Source organism: Methylocella sp. CPCC 101449 (genome assembly GCF_031921685.1).
Classification (GTDB): domain Bacteria; phylum Pseudomonadota; class Alphaproteobacteria; order Rhizobiales; family Beijerinckiaceae; genus Terripilifer.
On record NZ_JAPDHU010000001.1, the window covers coordinates 116,408 to 142,013 of the forward strand.

21 protein-coding genes and 2 tRNA genes are annotated in these 25,606 nt (G+C 62.0%); 9 read left to right on the plus strand and 14 right to left on the minus strand.

From position 1 onward, the window contains the following. The first annotated feature begins 151 nt into the window (after window positions 1-151). Together OIM99_RS00540 and OIM99_RS00545 are read left to right on the plus strand one after the other, a co-directional pair. Window positions 152-1,132, plus strand: coding sequence for a tripartite tricarboxylate transporter substrate binding protein (locus OIM99_RS00540; protein WP_311848334.1), 981 nt, complete (start codon window positions 152-154; stop codon window positions 1,130-1,132). A 14-nt stretch (window positions 1,133-1,146) separates the two neighbouring features. Then, a complete protein-coding gene (locus OIM99_RS00545) occupies window positions 1,147-2,118 on the plus strand; it encodes a zinc-binding dehydrogenase (RefSeq protein WP_311848335.1) in 972 nt (323 codons plus the stop codon). Window positions 2,119-2,157: 39 nt separating this feature from the next. Here OIM99_RS00545 and OIM99_RS00550 read toward each other — a convergent pair whose 3' ends face one another. The 4 genes from OIM99_RS00550 to OIM99_RS00565 all read right to left on the minus strand — a co-directional run bounded on the left by OIM99_RS00550 (window position 2,158) and on the right by OIM99_RS00565 (window position 7,015). Further along, a complete protein-coding gene (locus tag OIM99_RS00550; protein ID WP_311848336.1) occupies window positions 2,158-3,300 on the minus strand; it encodes a slipin family protein in 1,143 nt (380 codons plus the stop codon). 375 nt (window positions 3,301-3,675) lie between these two features. Then, a tRNA-Gln gene (locus OIM99_RS00555) sits at window positions 3,676-3,747 on the minus strand. 359 nt (window positions 3,748-4,106) lie between these two features. Continuing rightward, the gene (locus OIM99_RS00560) at window positions 4,107-5,618 is read right to left on the minus strand and encodes a malonyl-CoA synthase (protein WP_311848337.1); all 1,512 of its coding nucleotides are present in this window, start codon (window positions 5,616-5,618) and stop codon (window positions 4,107-4,109) included. 29 nt (window positions 5,619-5,647) lie between these two features. Further along, window positions 5,648-7,015: a malonyl-CoA decarboxylase gene (locus tag OIM99_RS00565; RefSeq protein ID WP_311848338.1), complete on the minus strand. Its 1,368-nt coding sequence runs from the start codon at window positions 7,013-7,015 to the stop codon at window positions 5,648-5,650. A gap of 221 nt (window positions 7,016-7,236) precedes the next feature. Here OIM99_RS00565 and OIM99_RS00570 point away from each other — a divergent pair, with 221 nt between their 5' ends. After that, window positions 7,237-7,911 (plus strand): sulfate transporter family protein, encoded by a 675-nt coding sequence (locus OIM99_RS00570; protein ID WP_311848339.1) that lies wholly within the window; start codon window positions 7,237-7,239, stop codon window positions 7,909-7,911. Here OIM99_RS00570 and OIM99_RS00575 read toward each other — a convergent pair. Continuing rightward, a complete protein-coding gene (locus OIM99_RS00575) occupies window positions 7,901-8,908 on the minus strand; it encodes a complex I NDUFA9 subunit family protein (RefSeq protein ID WP_311848340.1) in 1,008 nt (335 codons plus the stop codon). The two genes, OIM99_RS00570 and OIM99_RS00575, sit on opposite strands and share 11 nt — an antisense overlap. 209 nt (window positions 8,909-9,117) lie before the next feature. Between OIM99_RS00575 and OIM99_RS00580 the strand changes: the two genes are divergently transcribed. The 3 genes from OIM99_RS00580 (at window position 9,118) to OIM99_RS00590 (ending at window position 12,694) form a co-directional block, all read left to right on the plus strand. After that, complete coding sequence (locus OIM99_RS00580) at window positions 9,118-9,990, plus strand: dienelactone hydrolase family protein (RefSeq protein ID WP_311848341.1); 873 nt, start codon at window positions 9,118-9,120, stop codon at window positions 9,988-9,990. Between the two features lie 95 nt (window positions 9,991-10,085). Beyond that, window positions 10,086-10,778: a glutathione S-transferase family protein gene (locus OIM99_RS00585; RefSeq protein WP_311848342.1), complete on the plus strand. Its 693-nt coding sequence runs from the start codon at window positions 10,086-10,088 to the stop codon at window positions 10,776-10,778. Between the two features lie 242 nt (window positions 10,779-11,020). Next, window positions 11,021-12,694, plus strand: coding sequence for a formate--tetrahydrofolate ligase (locus OIM99_RS00590; protein ID WP_311848343.1), 1,674 nt, complete (start codon window positions 11,021-11,023; stop codon window positions 12,692-12,694). Here the strand turns inward: OIM99_RS00590 and OIM99_RS00595 are convergent, their stop codons facing one another. From OIM99_RS00595 to OIM99_RS00620, 6 genes are all read right to left on the minus strand, one after another. Further along, window positions 12,695-13,222, minus strand: a complete 528-nt coding sequence (locus OIM99_RS00595; protein WP_311848344.1) for a DedA family protein — start codon at window positions 13,220-13,222, stop codon at window positions 12,695-12,697. It lies immediately after the preceding gene. Between the two features lie 31 nt (window positions 13,223-13,253). Then, a complete protein-coding gene (locus OIM99_RS00600; protein ID WP_311848345.1) occupies window positions 13,254-14,351 on the minus strand; it encodes an AAA family ATPase in 1,098 nt (365 codons plus the stop codon). Window positions 14,352-14,436: 85 nt separating this feature from the next. Then, entirely contained in the window at window positions 14,437-14,832 is a 396-nt protein-coding gene (locus OIM99_RS00605) for a hypothetical protein (RefSeq protein ID WP_311848346.1), read from the minus strand. 158 nt (window positions 14,833-14,990) lie between these two features. Then, window positions 14,991-15,067 (minus strand) — tRNA-His (locus OIM99_RS00610). A gap of 263 nt (window positions 15,068-15,330) precedes the next feature. Beyond that, window positions 15,331-15,906 (minus strand): phasin, encoded by a 576-nt coding sequence (locus OIM99_RS00615; protein WP_311848347.1) that lies wholly within the window; start codon window positions 15,904-15,906, stop codon window positions 15,331-15,333. A gap of 104 nt (window positions 15,907-16,010) precedes the next feature. Then, window positions 16,011-16,370 (minus strand): phasin family protein, encoded by a 360-nt coding sequence (locus OIM99_RS00620; RefSeq protein ID WP_311848348.1) that lies wholly within the window; start codon window positions 16,368-16,370, stop codon window positions 16,011-16,013. A gap of 299 nt (window positions 16,371-16,669) precedes the next feature. On the opposite strand from OIM99_RS00620, the gene OIM99_RS00625 reads away from it, so the two are divergent. Further along, entirely contained in the window at window positions 16,670-20,071 is a 3,402-nt protein-coding gene (locus tag OIM99_RS00625) for an ATP-binding protein (protein ID WP_311848349.1), read from the plus strand. Here OIM99_RS00625 and OIM99_RS00630 read toward each other — a convergent pair. Beyond that, complete coding sequence (locus OIM99_RS00630; protein ID WP_311848350.1) at window positions 20,037-21,335, minus strand: L,D-transpeptidase family protein; 1,299 nt, start codon at window positions 21,333-21,335, stop codon at window positions 20,037-20,039. The genes OIM99_RS00625 and OIM99_RS00630 overlap by 35 nt on opposite strands. 301 nt (window positions 21,336-21,636) lie before the next feature. Between OIM99_RS00630 and OIM99_RS00635 the strand changes: the two genes are divergently transcribed. Beyond that, complete coding sequence (locus tag OIM99_RS00635) at window positions 21,637-22,878, plus strand: MFS transporter (protein ID WP_311848351.1); 1,242 nt, start codon at window positions 21,637-21,639, stop codon at window positions 22,876-22,878. Between the two features lie 74 nt (window positions 22,879-22,952). Further along, entirely contained in the window at window positions 22,953-24,224 is a 1,272-nt protein-coding gene (gene purD / locus OIM99_RS00640) for a phosphoribosylamine--glycine ligase (RefSeq protein WP_311848352.1), read from the plus strand. 4 nt (window positions 24,225-24,228) lie between these two features. Here purD and OIM99_RS00645 read toward each other — a convergent pair whose 3' ends face one another. Together OIM99_RS00645 and OIM99_RS00650 are read right to left on the minus strand one after the other, a co-directional pair. Further along, window positions 24,229-24,894: a TadE/TadG family type IV pilus assembly protein gene (locus OIM99_RS00645; protein WP_311848353.1), complete on the minus strand. Its 666-nt coding sequence runs from the start codon at window positions 24,892-24,894 to the stop codon at window positions 24,229-24,231. A 7-nt stretch (window positions 24,895-24,901) separates the two neighbouring features. Next, window positions 24,902-25,543, minus strand: coding sequence for a pilus assembly protein (locus OIM99_RS00650; RefSeq protein WP_311848354.1), 642 nt, complete (start codon window positions 25,541-25,543; stop codon window positions 24,902-24,904). Between the last annotated feature and the right edge of the window lie 63 nt (window positions 25,544-25,606).

Sequence of the window (25,606 nt, forward strand, 5' to 3'; positions counted from 1 at the left end):
TTGTTTTGACGCGTCTTTGTGGCGTTTGACTAAGTCAAACTGCAAAACGCTATAGCGCTGGAAACGCGCTGTGTAGACGAATGACAGGTTTACTGCCTATCATCCGGCCAAGACGGCGCACAGCCGTCAACAAGACCGGAGGGAGGAAACTATGGGCCGTCTGCGCGCAATGCTGCAACTTGGGCTGGTGGGCTTGACGCTGACAGGCTTGGTGCTTGCGGCGACACCCGTCTTCGCCGCTTATCCCGAACGACCCATCCGCATCATTCTCGGCTTTCCCGCCGGCAGCGGCGCCGACATCATGTGCCGCTGGTTCAGCCAGAAGCTTTCGGAAGTGTCCGGCGCCACCGTCGTCATCGAGAACAAGCCGGGGGCGGCCGGCAATATCGCTTCGGAAGCCATCGCCACGGCCAAACCGGACGGCTATTCCATTCTCTTCGGCGGCGCGGCCGGGCTGGCCGCGAGCCCCGCCATCTATAAAAACCTGCGCTTCGACACGCTCAAGGATATCGAGCCAGTGACGGCAGTCGCCGAACTCGTCTTCGCGCTCAGCGTCCATCCGCAATTGCCGGTCAAAAGTGTCGCCGACCTCACCGCCTATCTGCGTAACAAAGGGCCGAAGGCGACCTATGGCTGGGCGGTGACGTCAGCCATCGCCTCGACGGTGCTTTATCTCAAGGAAGCCAATCTCGACGTCACGCAAGTCACCTATAAGGCGACAGGCCAGGCAATTTCCGACGTGGCGGCGCAGCAGGTCGACTTCGCCTTCGGCGATGTGATGTATGTCTTGGGCCAGCAGCACGCAGGCAAGGTCAGGATTCTCGCTACAACAGGAACGCGCCGTCCGTCGGCCGCGCCCGATATTCCGACCATGCAGGAATCTGGCTACCAAAGCGTGGTCGTCGCCCCATGGTGGGCCGTCTTCGTGCCAACAGGCGTGCCGCGCGAAATCAACGACCAACTGGCGGCATGGTTCGACAAGATCACCGCCATGCCTGAAACCAAAGAATTCCTGAAATCGCAGGGCGGCGATCCTCTGATCGGCGATCGCGAATATGTGCGCAAGCGCCTCGTCAGCGACATGGACTATTGGCGCAACATCACCAAACTCGCCAATCTCACCCCGCAATAATCGGAAAGGTTTGCATGAAAGCCGCTCTCAACGTGAAGGGCCTGAATGGCGCTTCACTCGCCATCCATGACGTGCCCGAACCCAAAGCCGGCGACAACGATCTGCTGATCGCCGTGAAAGCCATCGGCCTCAACCGCGCCGATCTCAGCCGGCCGGTTGGCAATCCCGACGTACCGCAAGCCAATATCGCCGGCATGGAAGTCGCAGGCGAAGTGATCGGCATCGGCGCGGCGGTGAAAGGTTTCGCGCTTGGCGATCGCGTGATGTCGATGACGACGAAGGCCTATGCCGAACTGGCCGTGGCCGACTGGCGCATCGCCTTTCGCGTGCCGGCGCATCTGAGTTTTACCGAGGCCGCCGCAATCCCTGTGTTTCTGTCCACCGGCCATGACGCTTTGGTCAGCAATGGCGAATTGAAGCGCGGCGACAATGTTCTCATCACCGGCGTCACTGCCGGTGTCGGCACCGCCATGATCCAGATTGCGCGGGCGCTCGGTGCCAGCGTGGTCGCAGGCACTTCGCGCGACGCCGACAAATTGGCACGCCTGAAGGCCGTCGGTCTCGATCTCGGCATCCTTGCCGGTCGCGACAATCTCGCCGAGGCCTGCATGGGCGCGACGGGCAAGAAAGGCATTGATGTGGCGGCCGACAATGTCGGTGCCGGCATGTTGGGCGACTTGATGGACGCCGCCGCCATCAAGGGACGCATCGTCAGCATCGGCCGCCTGGGTGGCAAGATCGATCAGATCGATCTCGACAAGATCGCGCTCAAGCGGCTGAAGCTCATCGGCGTCACCTTCCGCACGCGCTCGGCAGAGGAAAAAATCGAGATTTCGCGGCGCGCCTGGGCCGACCTTGGCCCCGCCATCGAAAGCGGCGCGATGAAGCCGATCGTCGACAGGACCTTTCCGCTCGATGAAGCGCTGGCGGCGCAGGACTACATGCGCGCCAACAGCCACATCGGCAAGATCGTTTTGACGATTTAGAAAAAAGCGCCGCCCGGTGCCGGGCGGCGCTCTATTTTGTCAGTCGCGCAGCTTGACGAGATCGTTCATCAACCCGCCCGTCCCGTTGTGGATGGTCAGACGCTCCACCTTGCCAGCAATGGCTTCAAGAGCCTCGAGCTCCTTCAGCCGCAGCATGACCGGGTTTTCGGCCATGACCTTCGCCGTGTTGAGCAGCGAACGGGTCGCGTTCGTCTCCTCGCGGCGGCGAATGACATTGGCTTCGGCCTGCTTTTCCGCCGTCACGACCTGGTTGAGAATCTCGCGCATCTCACCCGGCAGGATCACGTCCTTGAGTTCGATGTTCGCGATCTCGATCCCGATCGCCGCCATGTTCTCGCGAACCTTGCCGGCAGCCTCTTCGTTGATCGTCACCTTGCTCTCAAGGATCTGATCGAGCGTCAGGTTGCCAAGCGTACGACGGAAGACGACCTGCAGTGCGCGGTAGAGCGCGTCGGTGAAGTCCTTCACCTCATTCACCGCCTTGACCGGGTCAGCGACACGGTATTCGGCCGCGATGTTGATGCGGATCGTCACACGGTCACGCGTCAGGAGTTCCTGTCCCGTGACATCAAGCGCCTGCCACTTCTGGTCGACCACCTTCACCTGCACGGTCTTGCCGACGTTCCAGAAGCCATGCATGCCGGCATTGAGCGGGCCAACCTGCTTCCCGTCGATGAAGAGCAGACCAACCTGCCCATCATTGACGAAATGCATGGCGACCGCCTCTGCCTTCCGGACCTGAACGAGACGACGCATCAGTGCGAGATCAACCGCGAGGTTGTCCGACACATCGACCCGCGTTTCCGTCCACGGTCCTGCATCCTTCCAGACAATGAGCTTCTCGTTCGGCTTCATCACCGAGAAGATAGCCCCGTCACGCTCGACCACCGCGACTTCGGCCGCCGCCGTTCGGAAGACCGTCAGATGCTGGTTTGCGACATCCGAGAGTTTTTCGAAAAGGGCGTGCTCATAGACCGAAACGAACGTAGGGTTGGTCAAGTCATATCGCACGAACTCCAGGCTTTTCTGGCGGTTCGGGAGGCGATGAATGCCGGGACCATAAATGCCGAGCAGCTCGCCCTTATGCAGAGCGGTGATCCGTTCGTTTTCTTTCACCAGGACACGCTTGCGTCCCAGGATCATATCAAGAAGCTTTGCCATTTTCGTTACTCCATCGGTGCGCTAAGTCATCGACCGAATGTTCCTTTCGTTGTTTACGTTCATGCGTTCCGGCAGTGATCCGGGAGCCGGTGGCAGAGAACGTTCGCGGACCCACGGGAGCGGACGTTGCAGCATGCAAGCGGGCATTCGGAGCGAGCTCCTCCTGCCGACCAGCATGCGGCTTGATCGTCACCGCGTTTCAAGCTTGCGCCTCAGGCTTCAGAACAGCCGGAGACCCTTCGGCCTCAGTCCGCTCTTCGGCATGCCGGCTCCCGAACCGTCAAGATCGAACACCGTGAAAGGGTGCCTGGGAGAAGGATTCGAACCTTCGACTTCAGATCCGTAGTCTGATGCTCTACCCACTGAGCTATCCAATGGTGCAAATCATGGGACTCGAACCCATGCCTCCGGCTCAACGCCGGCGCTCTACCCCTGAGCTAGATCCGCATTCCGACCTTCGACGCAGCGTCCGCATACAGAACGGTAGAACCGACTGCACGGGAGGAGGTTTTGAACTCCATCCGTTGACATCCACATCGAGTTGACGACCGGGAGGGCGCGTTTAATCGCCTTCATGCGCAATCACAAGCGCAAATCTTTATCCAGCGCGAAACTGCAAGGCGATGTTGCGCAATAGCAACAGATGACTTCATCCGCCGACTGCTTGGCAGCCGACGAGTGAGAGTGCTGATATGTATGGATTGGGCATTTCTGCGTTGCTTGAAGCACGGCGAATGGCCTGCTCAAATTTGCAACGCCTTGAGAGAAAGGACAGCGGTGCAGGCCTTCGCTGTCCTTTCACCCAACTATTTATAGAGATCGTTGTAGGTCTGGCGCAGCGCCGCCTTCTGCACCTTGCCCATGGTGTTGCGCGGCAATTCGTCGACGAAAAGCACGCGCTTGGGCAGTTTGAACTTCGCCAGGCGCTGCTCCAGCGCGGAGATGATCTCTTTCTCGTCGAGCTCGGCGCCCTTTTGCGGCACAACGACCGCGGTGACGCCCTCGCCGAAATCGGCATGGGGCAAACCGACGACGGCGCTTTCGACGACACCCGGCATGCCGTCGATCTCGGTCTCGACTTCGATCGGATAGACGTTGAAACCGCCGGTGATGACGAGATCCTTGCCGCGACCGACGATGTGGACATAGCCCTTATCGTCGATCTTGCCGAGATCGCCGGTGATGAAGAAGCCGTCCTCGCGGAATTCCGCCTTGGTCTTCTCGGGCATCTGCCAATAGCCCTTGAACACATTGGGGCCCTTGACCTCGATCATGCCGATCTCGCCGCGCGGCAATGGCTTGCCAGTGTCGGGATCGGTGACGCGGGCGCTGACGCCCGGCAGCGGGAAGCCGACCGTGCCGGCGACACGATCGCCGGCATACGGGTTCGACGTGTTCATATTGGTCTCGGTCATGCCGTAACGTTCGAGAATGGCGTGGCCGGTGCGGTCGCGCCATTCGCGATGGGTTTCGGCCAACAGCGGTGCCGAGCCCGAGACGAACAGGCGCATGTGTTTCGTCGCCTCCTTCGTAAGGCCGGCATGCTGCAACAAGCGAACGTAGAAGGTCGGCACGCCCATCATCGAGGTGGCGCGCGGCATCAGCTTCATGATCAGCTCGGCATCGAGCTTGGGCAGGAAGAACATCGAACCGCCGGCGAGGAGTAGCGTGTTCATCGCCACGAACAGGCCGTGGGTGTGATAGATCGGCAATGCATGGATGAGCACGTCATCCTTGCTGAAGCGCCAATAATCGACCAGCGTCAGCGCGTTCGAAGCCAGATTGTCGTGGCTGAGCATGGCGCCCTTGGAGCGGCCCGTCGTGCCCGACGTGTAGAGAATGGCGGCCAGATCATCCTTGCCGCGTTCGACATCGGCGAAGGTCGCCGCCTGCTGGCGCGCCAAATCGAGCAGCGAACCGTCTTCCTTGACGCCTAAGGTCTCGATACGCGCGCCGGCCTTTTCGGCGACGGCCGCCAGCTTGTCGCGGCTCGCGGGATCACAGACGAAGACGCGCGGCTTGGCGTCGCCCAGAAAATAGTCGATCTCGGCTGGCGTATAGGCGGTATTGAGCGGCAGGAAGACGGCGCCCGCCCGCAGGCAGGCGAGATAGAGCAAAATGGCTTCCGGCGATTTCTCGACCTGCACGGCAACGCGGTCGCCCGCCACCACGCCAAGTTTGGCGAGCGCCTGGGCGAAGCGCGCGGACCCCGCGGCGAGATCGCCATAGGTCAGTTTGCGGCCTTCCGGCGTTTCGAGAAAAACCTTGTCAGCCGATGGCGCGCGGCGCGCGATCAGATCGTAAAGATAGGACGCCATATGTCTTCCCGGTTCGTTTCCGCTGGCTTTCAGCCTTTTGCAGAGGTGACGTTCGCCAGCCAGCGCCGGGACGATGAGGATTTCAGTAATTTCCGCACCGCCGAGGAAGCCGCGATTTCACCCTGATTGGCATAAGCCTCATGATTTTTCTCGATATCGTCGAGATCATAGAGGTAATTCACCATCAGGCCGGCGGATTCAAGCATTCCTTTGGTCGAGCGGTCGCCCAACCAGTTGATCCGCTCGAGCCGGGCGCCATTGCCCAGGTGAAACCGGGCGACCGGATCGAGGGGACGGTTGTTGGCCGCCTTTTCCTCCAGGAAATACTGCGCCGCAAGCTGCTCAAGCACGGCCTTGGCCCTGGTATTGAAGGGGCCATGCTGCGGCCAGTCGAGATCGTGCAGGGTGTCGACGATGAGCCGATCATCCTCCGACAAATGCTCCTTCCCCTTGCTCGTCAGCCAGCTCATGAAGCCCGGCACCGGCGACAGGGTGACGAAATTCTCGATCTTCGCCAGTTCGCGGCGCAATTCCTCGACCACCTGTTTGATGAGGAAATTGCCGAAGGAAATGCCGGCCAGGCCCTGCTGGCAGTTGGAGATCGAATAAAAGACCGCCGTGCGCGCCTTTTTCAGAGGCACGATATCGCGCTTCTCCGCCAGCAGCGGCTGCACCGCGCCGGGAATGTCGGCCGTCAGCGCGACTTCGACGAAAATCAGCGGTTCATCGATCATCGCCGGATGGAAGAAGGCGTAGCAGCGCCGATCGATCGGATCGATGCGGCGGCGCAGGTCGTTCCAATCATGGATCGCATGCACGGCTTCGTAGCGGATGATCTTGTCCAGCACATTAGCCGGCGTCGATGACCAGTCGATCCGCCGCAGCACCAGGAAGCCGCGATTGAACCAGGAGCCGAGCAGGTGAACGAGATCCTTGTCGATCACCTTCATCTCGGGATTGCGGCGCAACGCCAGGAGATGTTCGCGCATGACGACCAACGCGGCGGTGCCGCCCGGCGCACGGTTGAGCCGGCGCAGCAGCTCCTGCCGGCGCGGTTCGGAGGCATAGTGCAAATCCGTCGCCGCTGCATCGCTTTGCTCTTTTTCCCATTTTTCGACGGCGGGCGTCAGCCGCGCCGGATCAGGACCAAAATCACGGGCGAGATGCAGGAAGAAGGTTTCGCGACCGGCATCGTCGAGCCGCGCGTAGCGATCGAGCACTTCGCGCGCCAGCGCCGTGCCGGACGCTTCGCCGCGACCGGACAGAAGCTGCTCGCACAGACCGACCAGATCGAGAGCCTGCGCCTGCGGATCGATGGGAGCACTTTCCAGCCGCAACAAGGTGCGGCCGCGGTCGGCAATCGTGGTCATGAGGTCGGAGAAAAACGCGTTGCTCATCATTCATCCCGATCGTCGGACAGCTCAATATCCTGCCCGGTGTCTTGCCAGCATAGCCGGCCTCTCCGCCAAACAATATGGGCGCAAAGTCGGATTTATGGCGATCGCCGCACATGGTTGTGAAACCGTCATCACGGCTTCATTCCACCGACCTCGACCTTGCGTCCCACCGGCCGGCGCCCCATTTTGAGGCGCCGGAGATTTGCCCCAGGGATTTGCCCATGTTCGAAGCCGCCGCATTGGCGCTACCGCAGATTTTTTCGCCGCCCTATCGCCGGGTGTTGGCCAAGGTGCTGGCCCTGACCCTGGTTCTGCTGGCGCTGGTCTGGTACGGGCTCGACCATCTCATCGTCGGCTATATCGCCGTGCCCTGGCCGTGGGTGGCGACCGTGCTTTCGGTGCTCACCGGCATCGGCCTGTTCGTCGGCATGGCGTTTCTGGTGGCGCCGGTCTCGTCGCTGGTCGCCGGCTTCTTTCTCGACGAATTGGCCGAACGGGCGGAACGGGAGAGCGATCCCAAGGGACCGCCCGGCATTGCCCTGCCCGCCGGCCAGTCGATCTGGCTGGCGTCGAAATTTGCTCTCGTCTCGCTGGTGGTCAACCTGTGCGCGCTGTTGCTGCTGCTCGTGCCGGGCGTCAATGTGATCGCGTTTTTTGTCGCCAATTCCTATCTGGCGGGGCGGGAATATTTCGAGCTGGCGGCGCTGCGCTATCACCCGCTGGAAGAGGTGCGCGCGCTGCGCAGCCGCCACGCGGTCTACCTCTTCATCTGCGGCTTCCCGATCGCCATGTTCCTGGCGGTGCCGATCGTCAACCTGCTGACGCCGCTGTTCGGCACGGCCTATATGGTGCGCGTGCACAAACGGCTGATGCGCAGCTACGAAATCAAGCCGTGATCTTGCTTTCGAACTGGCCGGTGCGGCGGAAGCGATAGAGATAGCTCGGCACGATGGTCTCGATCGTGTCAGGCGCGATGCCCATCGCCTCGATCGTCGTACCCGCTGATTTGGCCGCTTCGGAGACAACATTGTCGGTTTTGAGCAGTTTCACCTGATCGCGCGTCAGCAGCAGCGTCTTGGGATAAAGACCGAGGCTGAGCGAATTGACGAGTTCGATGCCGAAAGCCTTGAGATTGGCGAGCGCGAAAGGCACGGGCACGAGCAGACGCTTGCGACCGATCGTCGTGCAGACCGTCTGCATGAGTTCGCGATAGGTCTTCACTTCCGGGCCGCCGAGTTCCCAGGTGCGCCCATCCGGCACTTCACTGTCGAGCAGACGGGCGAAAGCCTGCGCCACGTCGCCGACATAAACCGGCTGAAACTTGGTGTCGCCACCGCCGATGAGCGGCAGCACCGGCGACATGCGCGCCAGGGCGGCGAAGCGATTGAAGAAATCATCCTCCGGCCCAAAAATCACCGACGGGCGCAGGATCGACGCATTGGGAACCAGTTCGCGCACATGGGCTTCGCCCTGCGCTTTCGAACGGGCGTAGGCTGATTCCGAGTCCGCATCGGCGCCCAGCGCCGACATATGGACGAATTGCTTGATGCCGGCGTTCTTCACGGCCTGCGCCACGACACCCGCGCCGAAAGCATTGACCGAATCGAACTGCTGACGGCCGCTCTGGTGCATGATGCCCACCAGATTGACCGCCGCCTCGGCGCCATGGAGCGCTGCTGTCACGGAAGCCGGATAACGAAGATTGGCCTGAACGGCGTTGATCTGACCGACGCGGCCGAGCGGCTGCAGATGGAAGGCGAGATCCGGCCGCCGGCAGGCAACCCGCACGCGCCAGCCGCGCTCGGCCAGCGCACGCACGACATGGCGCCCAACGAAGCCCGAACCGCCAAAAACGGTGACCAGCCGGGTCGTCCTATCGAGGGGATTTGTCATGTCATTTCCGTCCTGTGCAGCCCGCGCAGGGGCGTCGGCGGGATGATTAGTCGAGCACGCCGCCGCTGTACAGATCGGCCAGCCGTCCTAGCGTCATCCGCTCACAAAATTGTGTTGTTCCTGCAACGAAAGCCGCCGATATGTCATTGGAATACTGGCCCATTCACATAATCTGGCCGGGTTGATTTTGCCGCAGCAGGGAGACCCCCATGGACGACGCCCATAAGCTTTCGCTCACCGCGCCGACACCGCTCGATGTTCACCGGCGCGGCTTTGTCTTCATGACGAGCTGTGTCGCCGGCTTCACCCTGGCGACGGGCCCGCTCAATGCCCAGACGATCACCACCCTGGCCGACGGCCTGACCGCAGGCGAAGTGAAAGTGCCGTCCGGCGGTGTCGAAATCCCGGCCTATCGCGCCTTTCCGGCCTCCGGCGGCCCCTTCCCGACCGTTCTGGTGATCCAGGAAATCTTCGGCGTCCACGAACATATCAAGGACGTCTGCCGGCGCCTCGCCAAGGCGGGCTATTACGCCATCGCGCCCGAGCTTTATGCCCGTCAGGGCAATCCGGCGACCTATACGGAAGTGCCGAAGCTCATCGCCGAAATCGTCTCGAAAGTGCCGGATGCCCAGGTGAAGGGCGATCTCGACGCCTGCGTCACCTTCGCCAAGGCCAGCGGCAGCGCCAACACCGACCGCTTGGCGGTGATCGGCTTCTGCTGGGGCGGCCGCCAGACCTGGCTCTATGCCAAGAACAATCCGAGCGTGAAGGCAGCGGCGGCTTTCTACGGCCCGCTGACCAATCCGAAAAACGACCTGCAACCGCAGCAGGTGCTGGATTTCGCCGGCGACCTCAAAGTGCCCGTCATTGGCGCCTATGGCGGCAAGGACCCTGGCATTCCGCTCGAACAGGTCGAAACCGTGCAGGAAGAATTGAAGAAAGCCGGCAGCAAGTCGGTCATCTACGTCTATCCCGACGCGCCGCACGGCTTCCATGCCGATTATCGCCCCAGCTATCGCAAGGCCGATGCCGAACTGGCGTTCAAACGGGCGCTCGACTTCTTCAAGGCGAACGGCGCCTGACCTGCCGTCCACATTTTGAATAGCTGACCTCCCACGATCCGGACTGTTCCTTGGTCCGGATCGTTTGCTATGAAACGTGCAACTTGGAGGGATGAATGGCACGCGAATTATTCGATCTGGCCGCCGGGGACGATACCGTTCGCTTCTCGCCCTATTGCTGGCGCATCCGCATGGCGCTCGCGCATAAGGGGCTCGATGTGAACATGGTGCCGGTGCGCTTCACTGAAAAAGACAAGATCGCCTTTTCCGGCCAGAAGCTGGTGCCGGTGCTGCGCGACGGCGATACGGTGGTGCACGATAGCTGGGATATCGCGCTTTATCTCGACCGCGCCTATCCGGACCGTCCGCGCCTGATCGATATTCCGGGAATGGGCGTGACCAATTTTGTGCGCTCCTGGGCGCAGACGAGTCTGACCATTCCGGTGTTCAAGATCATTATCCTCGATCTGTTCAACGGCCTTGCGGAAAAGGACAAGGATTATTTCCGTACCTCGCGCGAACAGCGCTTCGGCATGCCGCTGGAAAAATTCGCCGTCCCGGTGGAAGAAGGCCGCGCGGCGCTGAAACCCGTGCTGACGCCGGCACGGGACGTTCTGAAACAACAGCCGTTCTTCTGCGGCTCGCAGCCGGCTTTCGCCGATTACATCGTCTTCGGCGTGTTCATGTGGGCGCGCAGCGCCTCCCCCATCGAACTGCTCGACAGCGACGATCCGACCTACGCCTGGCGTGAGCGCATGCTCGATCTGCACGGCGGCCTCGCCCGTCAGGCACCGCGCAACAAAGGCTAAAAAAAACCCTTCGGCCGGGGAGACCGAAGGGTCTTAGGTTTCGGAGGTCTGTCGACGAGCCGGACACTCTCGGCGGGATCAGGGGGGCCAATCCCATTCGCCGACCCTCATGTTCTAACCAGCGCCTGCCCACCGCGATGTGCGCCAACGCACATCGTGGACAATGGGCAAGACGGTGGGCGTTCCGCATTGACGGTGGCGGCGATTTCGTTTTCGTTGCTGATCGTGATGGGAGCTGAGCGATGAAGCCTGACATCGAGATCGCGCGCGATGCCCGGCTTGCGCCCATCGCCGACATCGCGGCCAAACTGGGTATCGACGAAGCCGATCTTCATCCTTACGGCAAATATATCGCCAAGATCGATCTCGATTATCTCGGCAAGACGGAAACGCGGCCGCTCGGCAAACTCGTGCTCGTCACCGCGATTTCGCCGACGCCGGCCGGCGAAGGCAAGACGACCACCACCGTCGGCCTCGGCGACGGCTTGTCGCGCCTCGGCAAGAAGGCCGCCATCTGTCTGCGCGAGCCCTCGCTCGGCCCTTGCTTCGGCATGAAGGGCGGCGCCGCCGGCGGCGGCTTCGCGCAAGTGGTGCCTATGGAAAGCATCAATCTGCATTTCACTGGCGATTTCCACGCCATCGGCGCCGCGCATAACCTGCTCGCGGCGCTGCTCGACAATCACATCTATTGGGGCAACGGCCTGGGCATCGACCAGCGTCGCGTCGTGCTGCGCCGGGTGATGGACATGAACGACCGCGCCTTGCGGCAGATCGTGTCGTCGCTCGGCGGCGTCGCCAACGGATTTCCGCGCGAGGACGGTTTCGACATCACCGTCGCCTCGGAAGTGATGGCGATCTTCTGCCTCGCCAAGAATATTCACGATCTGGAAGCGCGGCTGGCGCGGATGATCGTTGCCTATACGCGCGAGCGCACGCCGATCACCTCCTCCGCGCTCAAGGCCGCAGGCGCGATGGCCGTGCTGCTCAAGGATGCCTTGGCGCCCAATCTGGTGCAGTCGCTCGAGGGCACGCCGGCCTTCGTGCATGGCGGCCCTTTCGCCAATATCGCCCATGGCTGCAATTCGGTGATGGCGACGACGACGGCGCTGCGCCATGCCGACTATGTGGTGACGGAAGCTGGATTTGGCGCCGATCTCGGCGCGGAGAAATTTTTCGACATCAAATGCCGCTCGGCCGGATTGAAACCGGCCGCCGCCGTCGTCGTTGCCACGGTGCGGGCGCTGAAAATGCACGGCGGCGTGGCGCGCGCCGATCTCGCCCATGAGAATATCGGCGCCATCGATCGTGGCTTTGCCAATCTCGCCCGCCACATCACCAATCTCAGAGCCTTCGGCGTGCCGCCCGTCGTCTCGATCAATCGCTTCGCCACCGACACCGACGCCGAACTGCAATTCCTCGTCGCCGCATGCCGGGAGCGATTGGCTGTGGATGCGGAGATCGCCACCCATTTCGCCGATGGTTCGCGCGGCAGCGAGGCGGTAGCACGCGCGGTGGTGGCCCTGTGCGACAGCGGCGCCGCCGATTTCCATCCGCTCTATCCCGACAATATGCCGCTCGTCGAAAAGATCCGCACCATCGCGCGCAAGATCTATGGTGCCGCCGACATCGTGATCGATGCCAAAGTGGCGGACGATTTGAAAGCCTATGAAATGATGGGCTTCGGCAGCCTGCCCGTCTGCATCGCCAAGACGCAATATTCCTTCTCGACCGATCCCACTCTGCGCGGCGCGCCGAGCAGCCATATGGTGCCGGTGCGCGAAGTGCGCCTCTCAGCCGGTGCCGGTTTCGTCGTGGCGATCTGCGGCGACATCATGACCATGCCCGGCCTGCCGCGCGAACCGGCGGCCGAGCATATCAACCTCGACGCGCACGGGCTGGTGCAAGGTCTCTTCTGATCATTTGCCGAAATACTTGCCCAGCCATTCCATGCCGACCATGCCGGGCGTGAGGGTCAGCGTCGCCCAGACGACCGCCGACGACCAGTTGGCGAGTTGGAATTGCAGGCGCGGCATCCGCACGGCACCGGCGATCAAAGGCACGATGGCGCGCAAGGGCCCGAAAAAGCGGCCGATGAAGACACCCGCAACGCCCCATTTCTCGAACAGCTCGTGTGTGCGCTTCACCAGATCGGGATGGCGCGACAAGGGCCAGAGTTTGACGATGCGATCGTGAAAGTGAAAACCGAGCCAATAGGACAGCCAGTCGCCGAGAGCCGCACCGATGGCGGCGGCAAACCAGATCGGCCAGAACGATAAACCGGCCAGGCCGACAAGGCCGCCAATGCCCCACAGCAGCACCGTCGCCGGCGCGATCAACGAAACGAAGGCCAGGGATTCGGCGAAGGCCAGGGCAAAGACGATCGGCGCCGCCCATTGCTGATTGTGCCGCACGAAGTCGAGAACCGCCTGCACCCATTCCGGCATTCACTGTTCCTTCTTGAAAGGGACGAGACGTTTACACTACGACGGTCAGACGTTGCGCAGCACGGGTGATGGCGGTGTAGAGCCAGCGGCTGCGATGTTCACGAAAGGCGTAGGACTCGTCAAACAGCACCACATCGTCCCATTGCGAGCCCTGCGCCTTGTGAACGGTGAGCGCATAGCCGAAATCGAATTCGTCGCTGCCCTTGCGAATGGCGAAGGGCACTTCATCTTCGTTCAGGAAGAATTCCGGCGCGACGCCAATGCGCTGCGGCTTGCGCACGCTATCGTCTTCCGGCGTCACGGTCATGCGCAGCTTCTTGCGGCTGATGCCAGCCGATGTTTTCACCCGCCAGATACCGCCGTTGAGCAGGCCCTTGGTGCGATCGTTACGCAAACAGACAAGCTTGTCGCCGGGTTCGGGCATAGTGCTGGTGTGGCCAAACAGCTCGCGGATGCGCTTGTTGTAAAGCCGGCGCGTGCGGTTGAGGCCGACGAGCACCTGATCGGCCTTGGTGACAGCCATGGCATCGATGGCATCGCGGCGGATGACGCGCGTATCGCCATAGTCACCCGGCGACAGACGCTCGCCTTCGCGCACCTGCATGGACAGGCGGATGATCGGATTGTCGGCGGCCTGGCGATGCACCTCGGTAAGCATGATGTCAGGCTCAGCCTCGGTGAAATAGCCGCCGCCCTTCACCGGCGGCAACTGCGCCGGATCGCCCAGCACCAGAACCGGACGGTTGAACGACAGGAGATCGCGGCCAAGCTCTTCGTCGACCATCGAACATTCGTCGACGATGATCAGTTTGGCTTCGGCGGCGTCGCTGTCTTCGTTGATAACGAAGGACGGTTCCTCGCTGTCGACGTCCTTCGGCCGGTAGATTAGCGAGTGAATGGTGCGCGCATCGGTGCAGCCGCGGGCCCGCATGACGAGCGCCGCCTTGCCGGTGAAAGCGGCGAAGACCACGTTGCCATCGACGCCTTCGGCGAGATGCCGGGCCAATGTCGTCTTGCCGGTGCCTGCGAAGCCGAACAGGCGAAAGACCTGGCGGCCATCACGGCCCTGGAGCCAGCGTCCGACATCCTTCAAGGCCTGGTCCTGTTGCGGCGACCAGCGACTGCTCACGTGACAAATCCCTTCACGAATCCTCGCCCGCTCAATGCGGCGCACGGGTATAGCAGGGCGAGCGGCGGGAAGGGAAAATCAAGAATCAGGCGGCGACGAGGCGCGCATGGGCGAGGCCGGAGGCGGCATCGACCAGGGTAAGGCTGTAATCGCAGGCGACCGTGGGCGAGCGGTTGAAGCGCGCCATCACCACCTGCATCAGCTCGACCAGGACCAGCCGGTCGGCATCGTCGAGATCGCTTTCAGCGCAGCCGGCCAGTCGGGCGAGATTGACAAGCTCACGGCGCAGACTTGCCGCCTCGTCGGCGTGACCGTCGAGCAGAAATTTCCACATGCGATAGTGATATTGCGCCAACGGGCGCGCCACGTCCGGATGCGCCCGGAGCAGCGTGAAATAGTGCTCGTTGATCCGATCGATAATAATGGGGGCGCCCCACTCGAGGAGGTCGCGGCTGGCATGACCGACTTCGGCCGACTGCATGGATGATGTCCCCGAATCGCTGCTGATTTTACGCGCGAATCACTGGACAAGAATCATCTCACACCGCGACACAACGGCAAGGTCAAAACCGCCTGCGGAGTCAATGTGACAGCAATTTTTTCGAAAGCTGGACTTCAGGGCCGGCGGGGGCATTTGAATGGTACCACCACCCCGGCTCGAACGGGGGACCTCCGGATCCACAATCCGGCGCTCTAACCAACTGAGCTATGGTGGCCCTGAAGCAGATCACCTTTCGATAGAAACGTGATTTTGCTTGGATTCCCTTACTTTGACGCGTCTTCATGGCGCTCGGCTCAGCCGAACTGTGAAACGCTCTAAAGCGCGCGGAACCTAGACTCGGCCCGCCGGGATTGCAAGCCACAGAAAGCGGGCAAAGTGTCCCCGCGCACAAGTGATCCTGCCTGTCTCTGGGGCTTCACAAGCAAACGGGCCACCCAAGGCGGCCCGTTGCAACCTTAACGACCAAAATCGCTGCCCTCAGGCGGCGAGATCGGGCTTGGAACCGAAGGTCCGCACGGCGGCGGCATTGAGCGGTGCGGCGGTGTCCGTCGCGACCTTTTGCACCAGGCCGGACATTTCCTTGGCTTGCGCGCTCAGGGTCTCGAACTGCGAGCGAGCGAACTGCGTCTGCAGCACCACCACTTCCGACAGGCTCTTCGCTTCGGTGAGCGACTTGGCCAGATCGAAGAAGGAATTGGCATTGAGACGCCACAGGTCGATCGCCTTGTTGCTGATCGCGGTCTGTCCATCGGAAGCCACCTTGAAGGCGCTCTCGAGGGTTTCCGTCGTTTCTTCGGCGGAGCTGCGCAGGCGCTCGTAAGCAAGCTTCGAACGCTCGACGCTGCTTTCGGCGGCGAGGCGCAACATCTCCTGCAGATTGGCGACGGGAGCCGCCGCCGCATGCAGGATGTCGGACGCTGCTTCGGGCGGCGTCTCAGGCTTGGACGACTTGGTAGCGGACGATGGGACAGCGACCGTTTCTGGTGCGGGCTTCGCTGCCACAGGCTTAACTTCCACTTTGGCTTCAGGCTTAGGTTCAGGCTTGGCTTCCATGGACTTTACCTCCACAGGCTTTGCCCCCACAGGCTTGGACGCAACGGAAGCGGGTTTAGCGGGCTTGCGCGAAACGGCCATGACAACGTCCCCTTCGTTCGAGGTTATTTCTTCAGCCCAGTGGCCTTTTGGAACGTCTCGCCCAATTCGCGGGTCTGCTCTTGCAGAGCTGCCATTTGGTTCTTCAAATACTCGCCTTGCAGCGTCAGCACTTCCTTCGGATCCTTGGCCTTCAGGAGTTGCTCGGCCAGATCGAAAGCCGCCGACACATTCTTCTCGGCGTAGCCGAGCGCCTTGTCGGTCACGTCCTTGACGCTGGCGGTCGCATTGGCTGCTGCATCGTCAGCCGAACCGTGGGTCTTATGCACGGCGCCCATGAAACCTTCGAATGCTTTGCGGGCCTGCGCAACGCTGCGCTCCGCGAAGTCTTTCATCTCGGTGGGAATTTCATACGGATTTGCCACTTTGAACCTCCGAAAAATGTGCGCAGTCGCGGAGATCGTCTCACAAAGCGATCTTACACGCGTGCCCCTGCGAAATTTGGGCTAACACAAATTTTGCTGCATCGCAACATATTCCCGTCACATATTTTGCAATGCAAAAATCAAAATTAAGCTTGTTTTGAATCTCCGGTGGGCGACGCACCCCTTTGCATGGACCCCCCTGATGCCCCAAGTTAATGCTCACTTAACTGCGCTTCTGGGGCAAAGGTTCAGAATGGAACATGCTCGGGAAGCCGGCGACGGAAGGATTTTGACCGCGCATGCCGCTCATACCCGAGCAAAATCCGATTGATGCGGAAACCTTGGCTCATGTTCTGGCCGAGCCGCCGCTGGCTGGCCTGCAAGCCGGCAACGCCCCCTATTTCATCGTCGCCGGGTCGCGAATCATCCATGCGAGCGATACCGCGCTGGCACTTTTCCGGGCCGCCGATCTCGCCGGGCTCGAAAAGCGCCTGTTCGCCGGCCAGGAGCCAGGCAGCCGCCGGCTCGCCGATCTTTCCCGTAGCCTCGTTCCAGGCACGGCGACGCGGCTGGAACGCCTGCGCTTCTTCTTCGGTCGCGCCACACATACCGTGACCTTCGCCTGCCGGCGGCTGGCCGGTGCGACGCCATTTTTCGTCGCCGGCGCTCTCGATGCGCCAGCGGCCCTGCTGACCCCGATGCCGATCAAGAGCGACGGCACCAAGGTTGAAGCCACAGCCCCCGCCGAGCCGGCCGCACCAACGCCCGTCACCGTCGAGCTGCCGAAGCAGGTGGCGATCGAAGAACCGACTGCTACGAGCGCGGCGGACACCTCACCGGAGCAGCCGGAAATCGAGACGGCGACCGCCGAAGAAGCCGCTCCTGTCGAACCCGTCGCAGCCACAACTCCAGTAGCGCCTGCGACCCGTCCGCCATCGACCAGCCCGGTGCGTTTCCTCTGGCAGACCGATGGCGAGCGCCGCTTCGTCAAGCTCACCGGCGCGCTGTGCGAAACCATGGGTTGCCAGACGGCGGATCTCATCGGCCAGGATTTCATCGCCGTGGCGGAGCGCTTTGGCGTCGACCGGATGGACGATCTCCGCACCGCCTTTGCCCGTCACGAGACTTGGAGCGGCCTGCGTGTGCTGTGGCCGATCAACGGCACGCAAGAGGCGGCCCCCGTCACGCTGGGCGGCCTGCCGACGTTCGACGAAGACCATGCCTTCAGCGGCTTCAGCGGATTCGGCGTCATCAATCTCGACAAGATCGTCGCGCGCCCAACACCTGTTGAGCCCATACAGCCGATCGTCAAGACGGAAGCCGAGCGCCAAGAGGCAAAGACCGAAGAGACAGAGAGCAGCGAAAGCCAGGGCACAGAAACCCAGGGCACAGAAACACAAGTCTCGGAAGACCGGGGCGTCGCTGCCTCATCAAGCGACGATGATGAGCATGACGCGCTCGACGATGCGCGTGAAAAAATGTTCGCGCCGCCGCTGCCGGAACCGGATTATCAGAATTACGCGCCGAACGTCGTGCCGTTGCGCGACTGGCGAGATCGCCAAGCGGCGAACACGGACGCAACCAACGGCGCATCGGAACCACCGGCTGAAGCATCGCCCGTGGAAACGACTGGTGGCGAGACACCCGCGCCGCCTGCCTCCGATGCGCCGCTGGTTGCGGCCGAGACACCGCCGAGCGACGCTCCGGAAGCGCAGAATTCTGCAGAAGACGAGCCTGCACAAGACAAGCCGGAACCCGACAACGACAACCTGATTGCCTTGTCGGCCAGCGAACGCCAGGCCTTTCGCGACATCGCGCGCAGCATCGTCGCTGACATCGAGCGCGGCGAAAAGCCAAGGCCTGTCTCACTGTCAGCGGCATCGGACAACGAGACACCGCAGGATCACGCCGACGGGAAGCGCCCGAGTGAGGCTGCCCCCGCGACTTCGCACGACGTTCCGGTGCCGATCGCACCGACCGCGAGCGAACCTGAGACGATCCAACACGAGACTGTCGCGCAGCAGATCGTCGCGCACGACAATTCCGCATCGCCCCATGACGATGTCCCGGCCACGCCCGTGCAGGCTTCCGCCGAACAGATGCGCGAGATCGCCGCTGCGCTGGGCGTCGCCGGACCGGTCGCCGTCCCGGCTGCCGAGGCAGCGAAGCCGCTCGAAGACACGATGCCGGCCAATGCGGCGGCGATCCTCGATCGGCTCAACATGGGCATTCTGGTGATGCACGGCGGCGTGCCGGCCTTCATCAATCGTCATCTCCTCGACACGCTCGGCTTCGCCGACATCGACGCCTTCCACGATTGGGGCGGCCCCGAACGGATGATCCACGGGCAAGCGCTGAACGAGCAAGGCAGCGACGGCACGCCGTTGCAAGTCGAGACCCGTTCGGGCGAGTTGGTGAAACTCGACGGCCGCATGCAGAAGACCGAATGGAACGGCCAGCCGGCAACGCTGATGACCTTCCGCCCGGTCGAGACACCGGAGCCTGTCGAGAGCAAGCCCGCTGAGGTCAAGCCCGTTGTCGCTGGCGAGCAGATCGCCAAACTGGAAAGCGACGCGCGGGCGCAGGACGCGGAAATCCGCGAACTGCATGCCATTCTCGATACGGCAACCGACGGTGTCGCCATTCTCGACGGCTCCGGTGCCATCCTCTCGATCAACCGCTCGGCGGAAGCGCTCTTCGGCTACGAGCGCGGCGAGATCACCGGCCAGTCGCTCACCACTTTATTCGTCAAGGACAGCCAGAAGGCGGCGCTCGATTATCTCGAAGGCCTCAAGAGCCATGGCGTGCGCAGCGTGCTCAACGACGGTCGCGAAGTCATCGGCCGTGCGCGCATGGGCGGCCAGATTCCGATCTTCATGACCATCGGACGTATCGGCTCCGAGACAGCGGAAAAATTCTGCGCCGTCATGCGCGACATGAGCGATTGGAAGAACGCCGAACGCGAGTTGAAGGACGCCCGCCGCGAGGCCGAACAGGCCAGCGCGCTGAAATCGGACTTCCTGGCCAAGATCAGCCATGAAATCCGCACGCCGCTCAACGCCATTCTCGGCTTCGCCGAAGTGATCATCGACGAGCGCTTCGGCCCGGTCGGCAACGATCGCTACAAGGAATATCTGCGCGACATCCACGCGTCCGGCACGCATGTGATGAGCCTGGTCAACGATCTGCTCGACCTGTCGAAAATCGAGGCCGGTAAGCTGGACCTCAATTTCGGCGCCGTGGACGCCAACAAGATCGTCAACGAATGCGTGTCGATCATGCAGCCGCAATCGGTGCGGGAGCGGGTGATCATGCGGCTGGCCTTGGCGCCGCATCTGCCCAATATCGTCGCCGATGAACGCTCGTTGCGTCAGATCGTGCTCAACATTCTGTCGAATGCGGTGAAGTTCAATCAGCCGGGCGGCCAAGTGATCGTCTCGACGGCGCTCACCGACAGCGGTCAGGCGGTGGTGCGCGTGCGCGACACCGGCATCGGCATGAGCGAGAAGGACCTGGAAGTGGCGCTGGAACCGTTCCGCCAGATCCAGACCGCGCGGCAAACGAGCGGCACGGGCCTCGGCCTGCCGCTCACCAAGGCGCTCGTCGAAGCCAATCGCGCCGCCTTCTCGATCAAGAGCAAGCCGGGCGAAGGCACGCTGGTGGAAGTTACCTTCCCGTCGACGCGGGTGCTGGCGGAATAAGCTCGTTGGCCGAGGCGTAAGTCATCTTGTCGAGGCCATAGACGTCGTCGCGGAAATGCACGATGCCGTCGGCGCTGGCCCAGCCGGTCATGTAGATCCACACGACCGGCACCGGCTGCGGCGGGCGCAGATCGACACGCTCGCCGGACTTCTGGTTTTCGAGCAACATATCCTTGGTGACGCGGCTGTTGCTGCCATCGAGAATCCAGGCTGCCAGATCATACACGCCTTCGACCCGCACGCAGCCGTGCGAGAGAAAGCGATAGTCGCGCGCGAAGGAATGTTTCGTCGGCGTGTCATGCATATAGACCGCATGGGCATTGGGCATGTTGATGCGGATCGCGCCCAAAGCGTTGTGCGCGCCTGAATCCTGGCGCAGGGTGAACCCTGCCGCGCGCTCGGTGTTCCAGTCGATCGTCGCCGGATCGATTTCCTGGCCGGCGCTGTCGAGAATCCTGATCTTGGCGCGCGACAGATAGCCCGGATCCTTGCGCATCTTCGGAATGATTTCCTTCTTGATGATCGAGGTCGGTACGGTCCAGGTGGGATTGAGATTGACGGCGACAACGCGTGTCGTCACTTCCGGCGACGGGTTCTTCACGTCACCGACAACCGCCACATAGCGGCGCACCACGCGATCATCCTCGACCGCCTCAACCGAGGCGGAAGGAATGTTGACGACGATATATTTCGGTCCGAAGGCGAAAGTAGAGGCCGCGATCCGCTCGGCACTCGAGGCGAGCTGGCGATGGCGCGTGGCGGCAGGCACGTTCAAGGCCTTCAAAGTGGCGCCACCGACGATGCCGCTTTGGCGCAGACCGAGCCGGGCCTGATAGGATTTGACGGCTGCCGTGAGCGCGTCGTCCCATTGTTCGCCGCTCTCCTGCCCCGCCGGCAGATCGCCTTCGATGGCAAGGCGCTGGCGCAAGAGCGTCACGGCCCGGCCGTTCGCGCCCGGCGCAACCGCCGTGACATTGGGCCAACCACCATTTTCGGCGATGACGCGATAGCGTTCGGCGGCCTTAGCCGTGGTGTAGAAGGTCTCGGGCTGGAGCGAGGGGCGTGGATCGCGCGACAAGGCGGTTTCACGCGGCGGCGCCGGTTTGGGCTTCGGCTTCGCCGCCACGGGCGCGGGTGCGGCGGACGAGGCGCCGGCCTGGGGCGCGGCACGCGGATCGACCAGAGGCGCCGGCCCCAGGGTCGTCGCCAACGGCGGATTGGTGGAAAAACCCGACGACGGGCCGGCTGACGGCGCCGATGTCACAGGCGCCGGCGCAGCGGGCGCCTGTGACGTCTGGGCCTGTGGCGTGTCAGCCAGGCAGACAAACGCGAAGCCCGCGAAAAGGGTCTGACGCCATGGAGAAGCAAAGAGAATCATGTCGGTTCACGCAGATACGCAGTGCAATGACTGTCCCCCAACATGGTGACCAGGGTCCTAACAGTCTGTGGCAAGAGCATGCCAGCAATGAGACACCGCGATCAGCCTGGTGTCAGCTTGACCGGATCAAACAAAAGGAAGAGTTTGCGGCAAAATTGTCGCAGCAAAAATACGGAGGAAGCGCTTCATGTCAGCGGTTGTCAGCCCCTCGGAAGCTCCCGCCGCGCGCTCGATGAGCGAAGTTTGGGTCATCACCATCGGGCACGCTTTAACTCATTGGTATCCGGCCACTTTTTACGTTCTTTTGCCGCTCATCGGCAATGAAATGGGGCTCAGCTACGGCCAGATCGGCATGATCCTGACGGCGCAATATCTGGCCGGCGCCATTTCCAATCTACCCGGCGGCATGTTCGTCGATTCGGTCGGCCGCAAGGGCCTCTTGATGGCGACCTCGCTGTTCTGGATCGGCGTGCCCTATCTGATCATGGGTTTTTCGAATGCCTATTGGGTGATGGTGACGTGTTCGGCGCTGATCGGCATCGGCAACAATCTTTGGCACCCCACCGCCATTCCCTGGCTCGGCCAGCGCTATCCCGAACGTAAGGGTCTCGTCATGGCCTGGCACGGCATGGGCGGCAATGTCGGCGATGCCCTGGCGCCGATCGCCGCCGGCGCGCTCGTCACCTATCTCACCTTCTCCTGGCGGCACGTGATGATCGTCAACATCCTGCCCGGCGTGGTGATGGCCATCATGATCCTCTGGTATCTGGGCAAAACAACTGCCGCCCCGAAGAAAGACCCGGTCGCGCCACAGCTTTCGGCCAAGGAAGTGCTGAAAGCCCTGCCCTCGCTGTTCCGCAATCGCACCTTGGTGTTCCTGTCCACCAGCTCGGCTTTCCGCTCGATGACGCAGAACGGCATCATGACCTTTCTGCCGCTCTATCTGGCCAAGGAAATGGGCTATTCGCCCTGGCTTGTGGGCCTGAGCATGTTCTCGCTGCAGGCCGCCGGTTTCATCGCCGCGCCGATCGCCGGCCATATGTCGGACAAGGTCGGCCGCCGCAATGTCATCATGAGTTCAATGATCATGACCGGCGCGGTCCTGGCCTTCATGGTCTTCGCTGGCCGTTCGCCGATGTTCGTCGGCTTCATCGCCCTGCTCGGCTTCTTCCTCTTCGCCATCCGCCCGGTGCTGCAGGCCTGGTTACTCGATGCCACGCCGAAGAATCTCGGCGGCAGTGCCATCGGCGCCATGTTCGGCATTCAGGCCCTGGGATCGGCGGTCGGCCCGCTGATTTGTGGCGCCATCGCCGATTCCTACGGCCTGCTGTCGACTTTCTGGTTCCTGGCCGTGACCATCATCCTGGCCAATCTGCTGGTCTTCGTCATGCCGACGACGCCGCAGGAGGCAGCGACGCAAAAGGCTTAAATTCCGGCCGGCAACAATTTCCCTCCGGGCGCGTGACGCGTTAAACAGGCGCCAAACGTGACCCGGAGTATTCCTTGAATATCCTTCTGATCGGCTCGGGCGGCCGCGAGCACGCCCTCGCCCTCGCCCTTTCAAAGTCGCCCCTGCTCAGCCAGCTTTTCGTGGCCCCGGGTAATCCTGGCACGGAAGCCATCGCCCGCAACGTGGCAATCGATGTGACCGACCACGGCGCGGTGATCGACTTCTGCAAGCTGATGCACATCGACTTCGTCGTCGTCGGGCCCGAGGCACCTCTCGTCGCCGGTCTCGTCGATGAGCTGGCGAAAGCCGGCATCCTGGCTTTCGGTCCGACGAAAGCCGCCGCGCAATTGGAAGGCTCGAAGGGCTTCACCAAGGATCTGTGCCGCGACTTCAACATTCCCACTGCCGCCTATGAGCGCTTCACCGATGCGGCGGCCGCCAAAGCCTATATCCAGGCCCGAGGCGCCCCGATCGTGGTGAAAGCCGACGGTCTGGCCGCCGGCAAAGGCGTCATCGTCGCCACCACGCTTGATGAAGCCATCGCTGCCATCGACATGATTTTCGGCGGCGCTTTTGGCGCGGCCGGCGCGGAAGTCGTCGTGGAAGAGTTTTTGGACGGCGAGGAAGCGTCGTTCTTTGCCTTGTGCGATGGCGAGCGCGCGCTCGCTTTCGGATCGGCCCAAGATCACAAGCGCGTGGGCGACCGCGATACCGGGCCGAACACCGGCGGCATGGGCGCCTATTCGCCTGCGCCGATCATGACCGACGCCATGAACGCTGAAGTGATGGACGCCTTCATCAAGCCGACGCTCGCCGGCATGAAAGCGCGTGGTGCGCCCTATCGCGGCGTGCTGTTTGCCGGCCTGATGATTGGCAAGAACGGGCCGAAGCTCATCGAGTTCAACGCGCGTTTCGGCGACCCTGAGACCCAGGTCATCCTGCCACGGCTCGACGAGGATCTGCTGCCGCTACTGCTGGAATGCGCGAAAGGAACGTTACGCGACAAGCCTGTGGCCCTGTCGCCGCGCGCGGCGCTCACCGTCGTCTTTGCGGCGCAAGGCTATCCGGACGCGCCGCAACGCGGCAGTGAAATCCGCAACGTCGAGAAAGCCGCCAGCCTTCCCGATGTCACGGTCTATCACGCGGGCACGAAGCGTGAAGGCGACAAACTGCTGGCCAATGGCGGGCGCGTGCTGAATGTGACGGCCCTCGGCCAGGATGTCGCCGAAGCCCAGCGCAAAGCCTATGCGGCGATCGCCGAGATCGACTGGCCGCAAGGCTTCCACCGCAACGACATTGGCTGGCGCGCGATCGCCGGGAAGTAATAATTCAATATGCGGCGCAGACCGTGCCGCCGGTCACAGCGGTCGGCATGGCGATGAGCGTCTGATTGCGCGGACGCATATAAGTCGTCTGCCGCATGTTGATCGCGGCATCCGTGGTGCTCCATTGCAGCACCGCTGTGCCGAACGGCGGCTGGTAGGCATAAGAAACATCGGCGACGATGATCGAACCGGCGCCATACATACCATTGGGCATGTTGTTGCTCGCCGGCGCGGCCGTATTGGCCACCGGGGTGAGAACGGCACATTGCCGTGCCGTGCCGCCATTGCGCGTAATCGTCCAGCGTGGCTTGGCGTCATAGCCATTGGTCCTCGCGCTGTTGGCGACGAATTCGACACTGGTTATCGTCATCTTCAAAGTGGTGGTGGGAAACGGCGACATGATCGCCGTCGCCGCATTGAAAACGTTCGTGGTCTCGGTGTCGGTCATGTTGGAGCCAGCGGCCAACTGGGCGACAAGGTCGGACAGCGCGCGCGCCACCAAAGTCGATTTGCGACTGGCCATAAGGCCCTGTGTCAATTCGGCCGTGCCAAGGTAAAGCAGCAGCATGAACGGCAGGATGAGGGCGAATTCGACCGCTGCGACACCCCGCTTGTCGCGATGCAAGCGCCGCAGAAAACCGCCAGAGAGCGTGCGAGAGCGGAGGGTCATGCGGCGCTCAGCACGAAGGCGCTGTGGAAGCGCCGAACGGTTCGTTCCGAAAAACCTGAGTGGCGAGCAACATATGTTTCCAACCGCCGCCATAGTTGGTCTGGCCGGTTCGATTGACGCCGGTCGGCGAGATGCCATCGGCCGTGGTCAGAAAGTTCAGAAAGACCGGCATAGGGTAGACGACGCGCAAAACGACGACGCAATTGGCGCCGCCGGTCTGGAAGACCGTATTGCCCGTATAGAAGCTGCCACTCAGGTTCACCCCGGCGAAGCCCGACTGGTTACGCGCGTCGATAATCAGCTTGGTGCAATCTATGAAGCTGGGCAGGCTCCTCAGGGTGCACATCACCTGCGTGCGAAAGGCATCGGAACTCGACAGCGTCGTTCCATTGATTGGCATGCCCGATACGCGTTGCCCCGTCATGATCACGCGCGCCGCTTCCGCCGTCGCCGCCTCGAGACCTTGCTGGGTGAAGAACGTCAGCGCCGATTCGAAGATCACGAGCAGGAGCGAAAAGAAGGGAACGGCGATAAAGGCGAATTCGACCGCGGTGACACCGTCAGTGTCCTTTCGGAATCGCTTCAGAATCCTTCTCAATCGCCGGCTGAGAAGCCTGTGACTGATCCGTGCGGCTGTCTGGCGAAGCATGAAGAACTCCGGCGTGCGAAAACATTCAGCACGTAATTCAAATGTCCTGGGAAATGTTCATAA

Bases quoted from the DNA above. Each gene is read 5' to 3' on its own strand.
- OIM99_RS00540 (WP_311848334.1), top strand. From the start codon at position 152: ATGGGCCGTCTGCGCGCAATGCTGCAACTTGGGCTGGTGGGCTTGACG.
- OIM99_RS00545 (WP_311848335.1), top strand. From the start codon at position 1,147: ATGAAAGCCGCTCTCAACGTGAAGGGCCTGAATGGCGCTTCACTCGCC.
- OIM99_RS00550 (WP_311848336.1), bottom strand. From the start codon at position 3,300: ATGGCAAAGCTTCTTGATATGATCCTGGGACGCAAGCGTGTCCTGGTG.
- OIM99_RS00560 (WP_311848337.1), bottom strand. From the start codon at position 5,618: ATGGCGTCCTATCTTTACGATCTGATCGCGCGCCGCGCGCCATCGGCT.
- OIM99_RS00565 (WP_311848338.1), bottom strand. From the start codon at position 7,015: ATGAGCAACGCGTTTTTCTCCGACCTCATGACCACGATTGCCGACCGC.
- OIM99_RS00570 (WP_311848339.1), top strand. From the start codon at position 7,237: ATGTTCGAAGCCGCCGCATTGGCGCTACCGCAGATTTTTTCGCCGCCC.
- OIM99_RS00575 (WP_311848340.1), bottom strand. From the start codon at position 8,908: ATGACAAATCCCCTCGATAGGACGACCCGGCTGGTCACCGTTTTTGGC.
- OIM99_RS00580 (WP_311848341.1), top strand. From the start codon at position 9,118: ATGGACGACGCCCATAAGCTTTCGCTCACCGCGCCGACACCGCTCGAT.
- OIM99_RS00585 (WP_311848342.1), top strand. From the start codon at position 10,086: ATGGCACGCGAATTATTCGATCTGGCCGCCGGGGACGATACCGTTCGC.
- OIM99_RS00590 (WP_311848343.1), top strand. From the start codon at position 11,021: ATGAAGCCTGACATCGAGATCGCGCGCGATGCCCGGCTTGCGCCCATC.
- OIM99_RS00595 (WP_311848344.1), bottom strand. From the start codon at position 13,222: ATGCCGGAATGGGTGCAGGCGGTTCTCGACTTCGTGCGGCACAATCAG.
- OIM99_RS00605 (WP_311848346.1), bottom strand. From the start codon at position 14,832: ATGCAGTCGGCCGAAGTCGGTCATGCCAGCCGCGACCTCCTCGAGTGG.
- OIM99_RS00615 (WP_311848347.1), bottom strand. From the start codon at position 15,906: ATGGAAGCCAAGCCTGAACCTAAGCCTGAAGCCAAAGTGGAAGTTAAG.
- OIM99_RS00625 (WP_311848349.1), top strand. From the start codon at position 16,670: ATGCCGCTCATACCCGAGCAAAATCCGATTGATGCGGAAACCTTGGCT.
- OIM99_RS00635 (WP_311848351.1), top strand. From the start codon at position 21,637: ATGTCAGCGGTTGTCAGCCCCTCGGAAGCTCCCGCCGCGCGCTCGATG.
- OIM99_RS00645 (WP_311848353.1), bottom strand. From the start codon at position 24,894: ATGACCCTCCGCTCTCGCACGCTCTCTGGCGGTTTTCTGCGGCGCTTG.
- OIM99_RS00650 (WP_311848354.1), bottom strand. From the start codon at position 25,543: ATGCTTCGCCAGACAGCCGCACGGATCAGTCACAGGCTTCTCAGCCGG.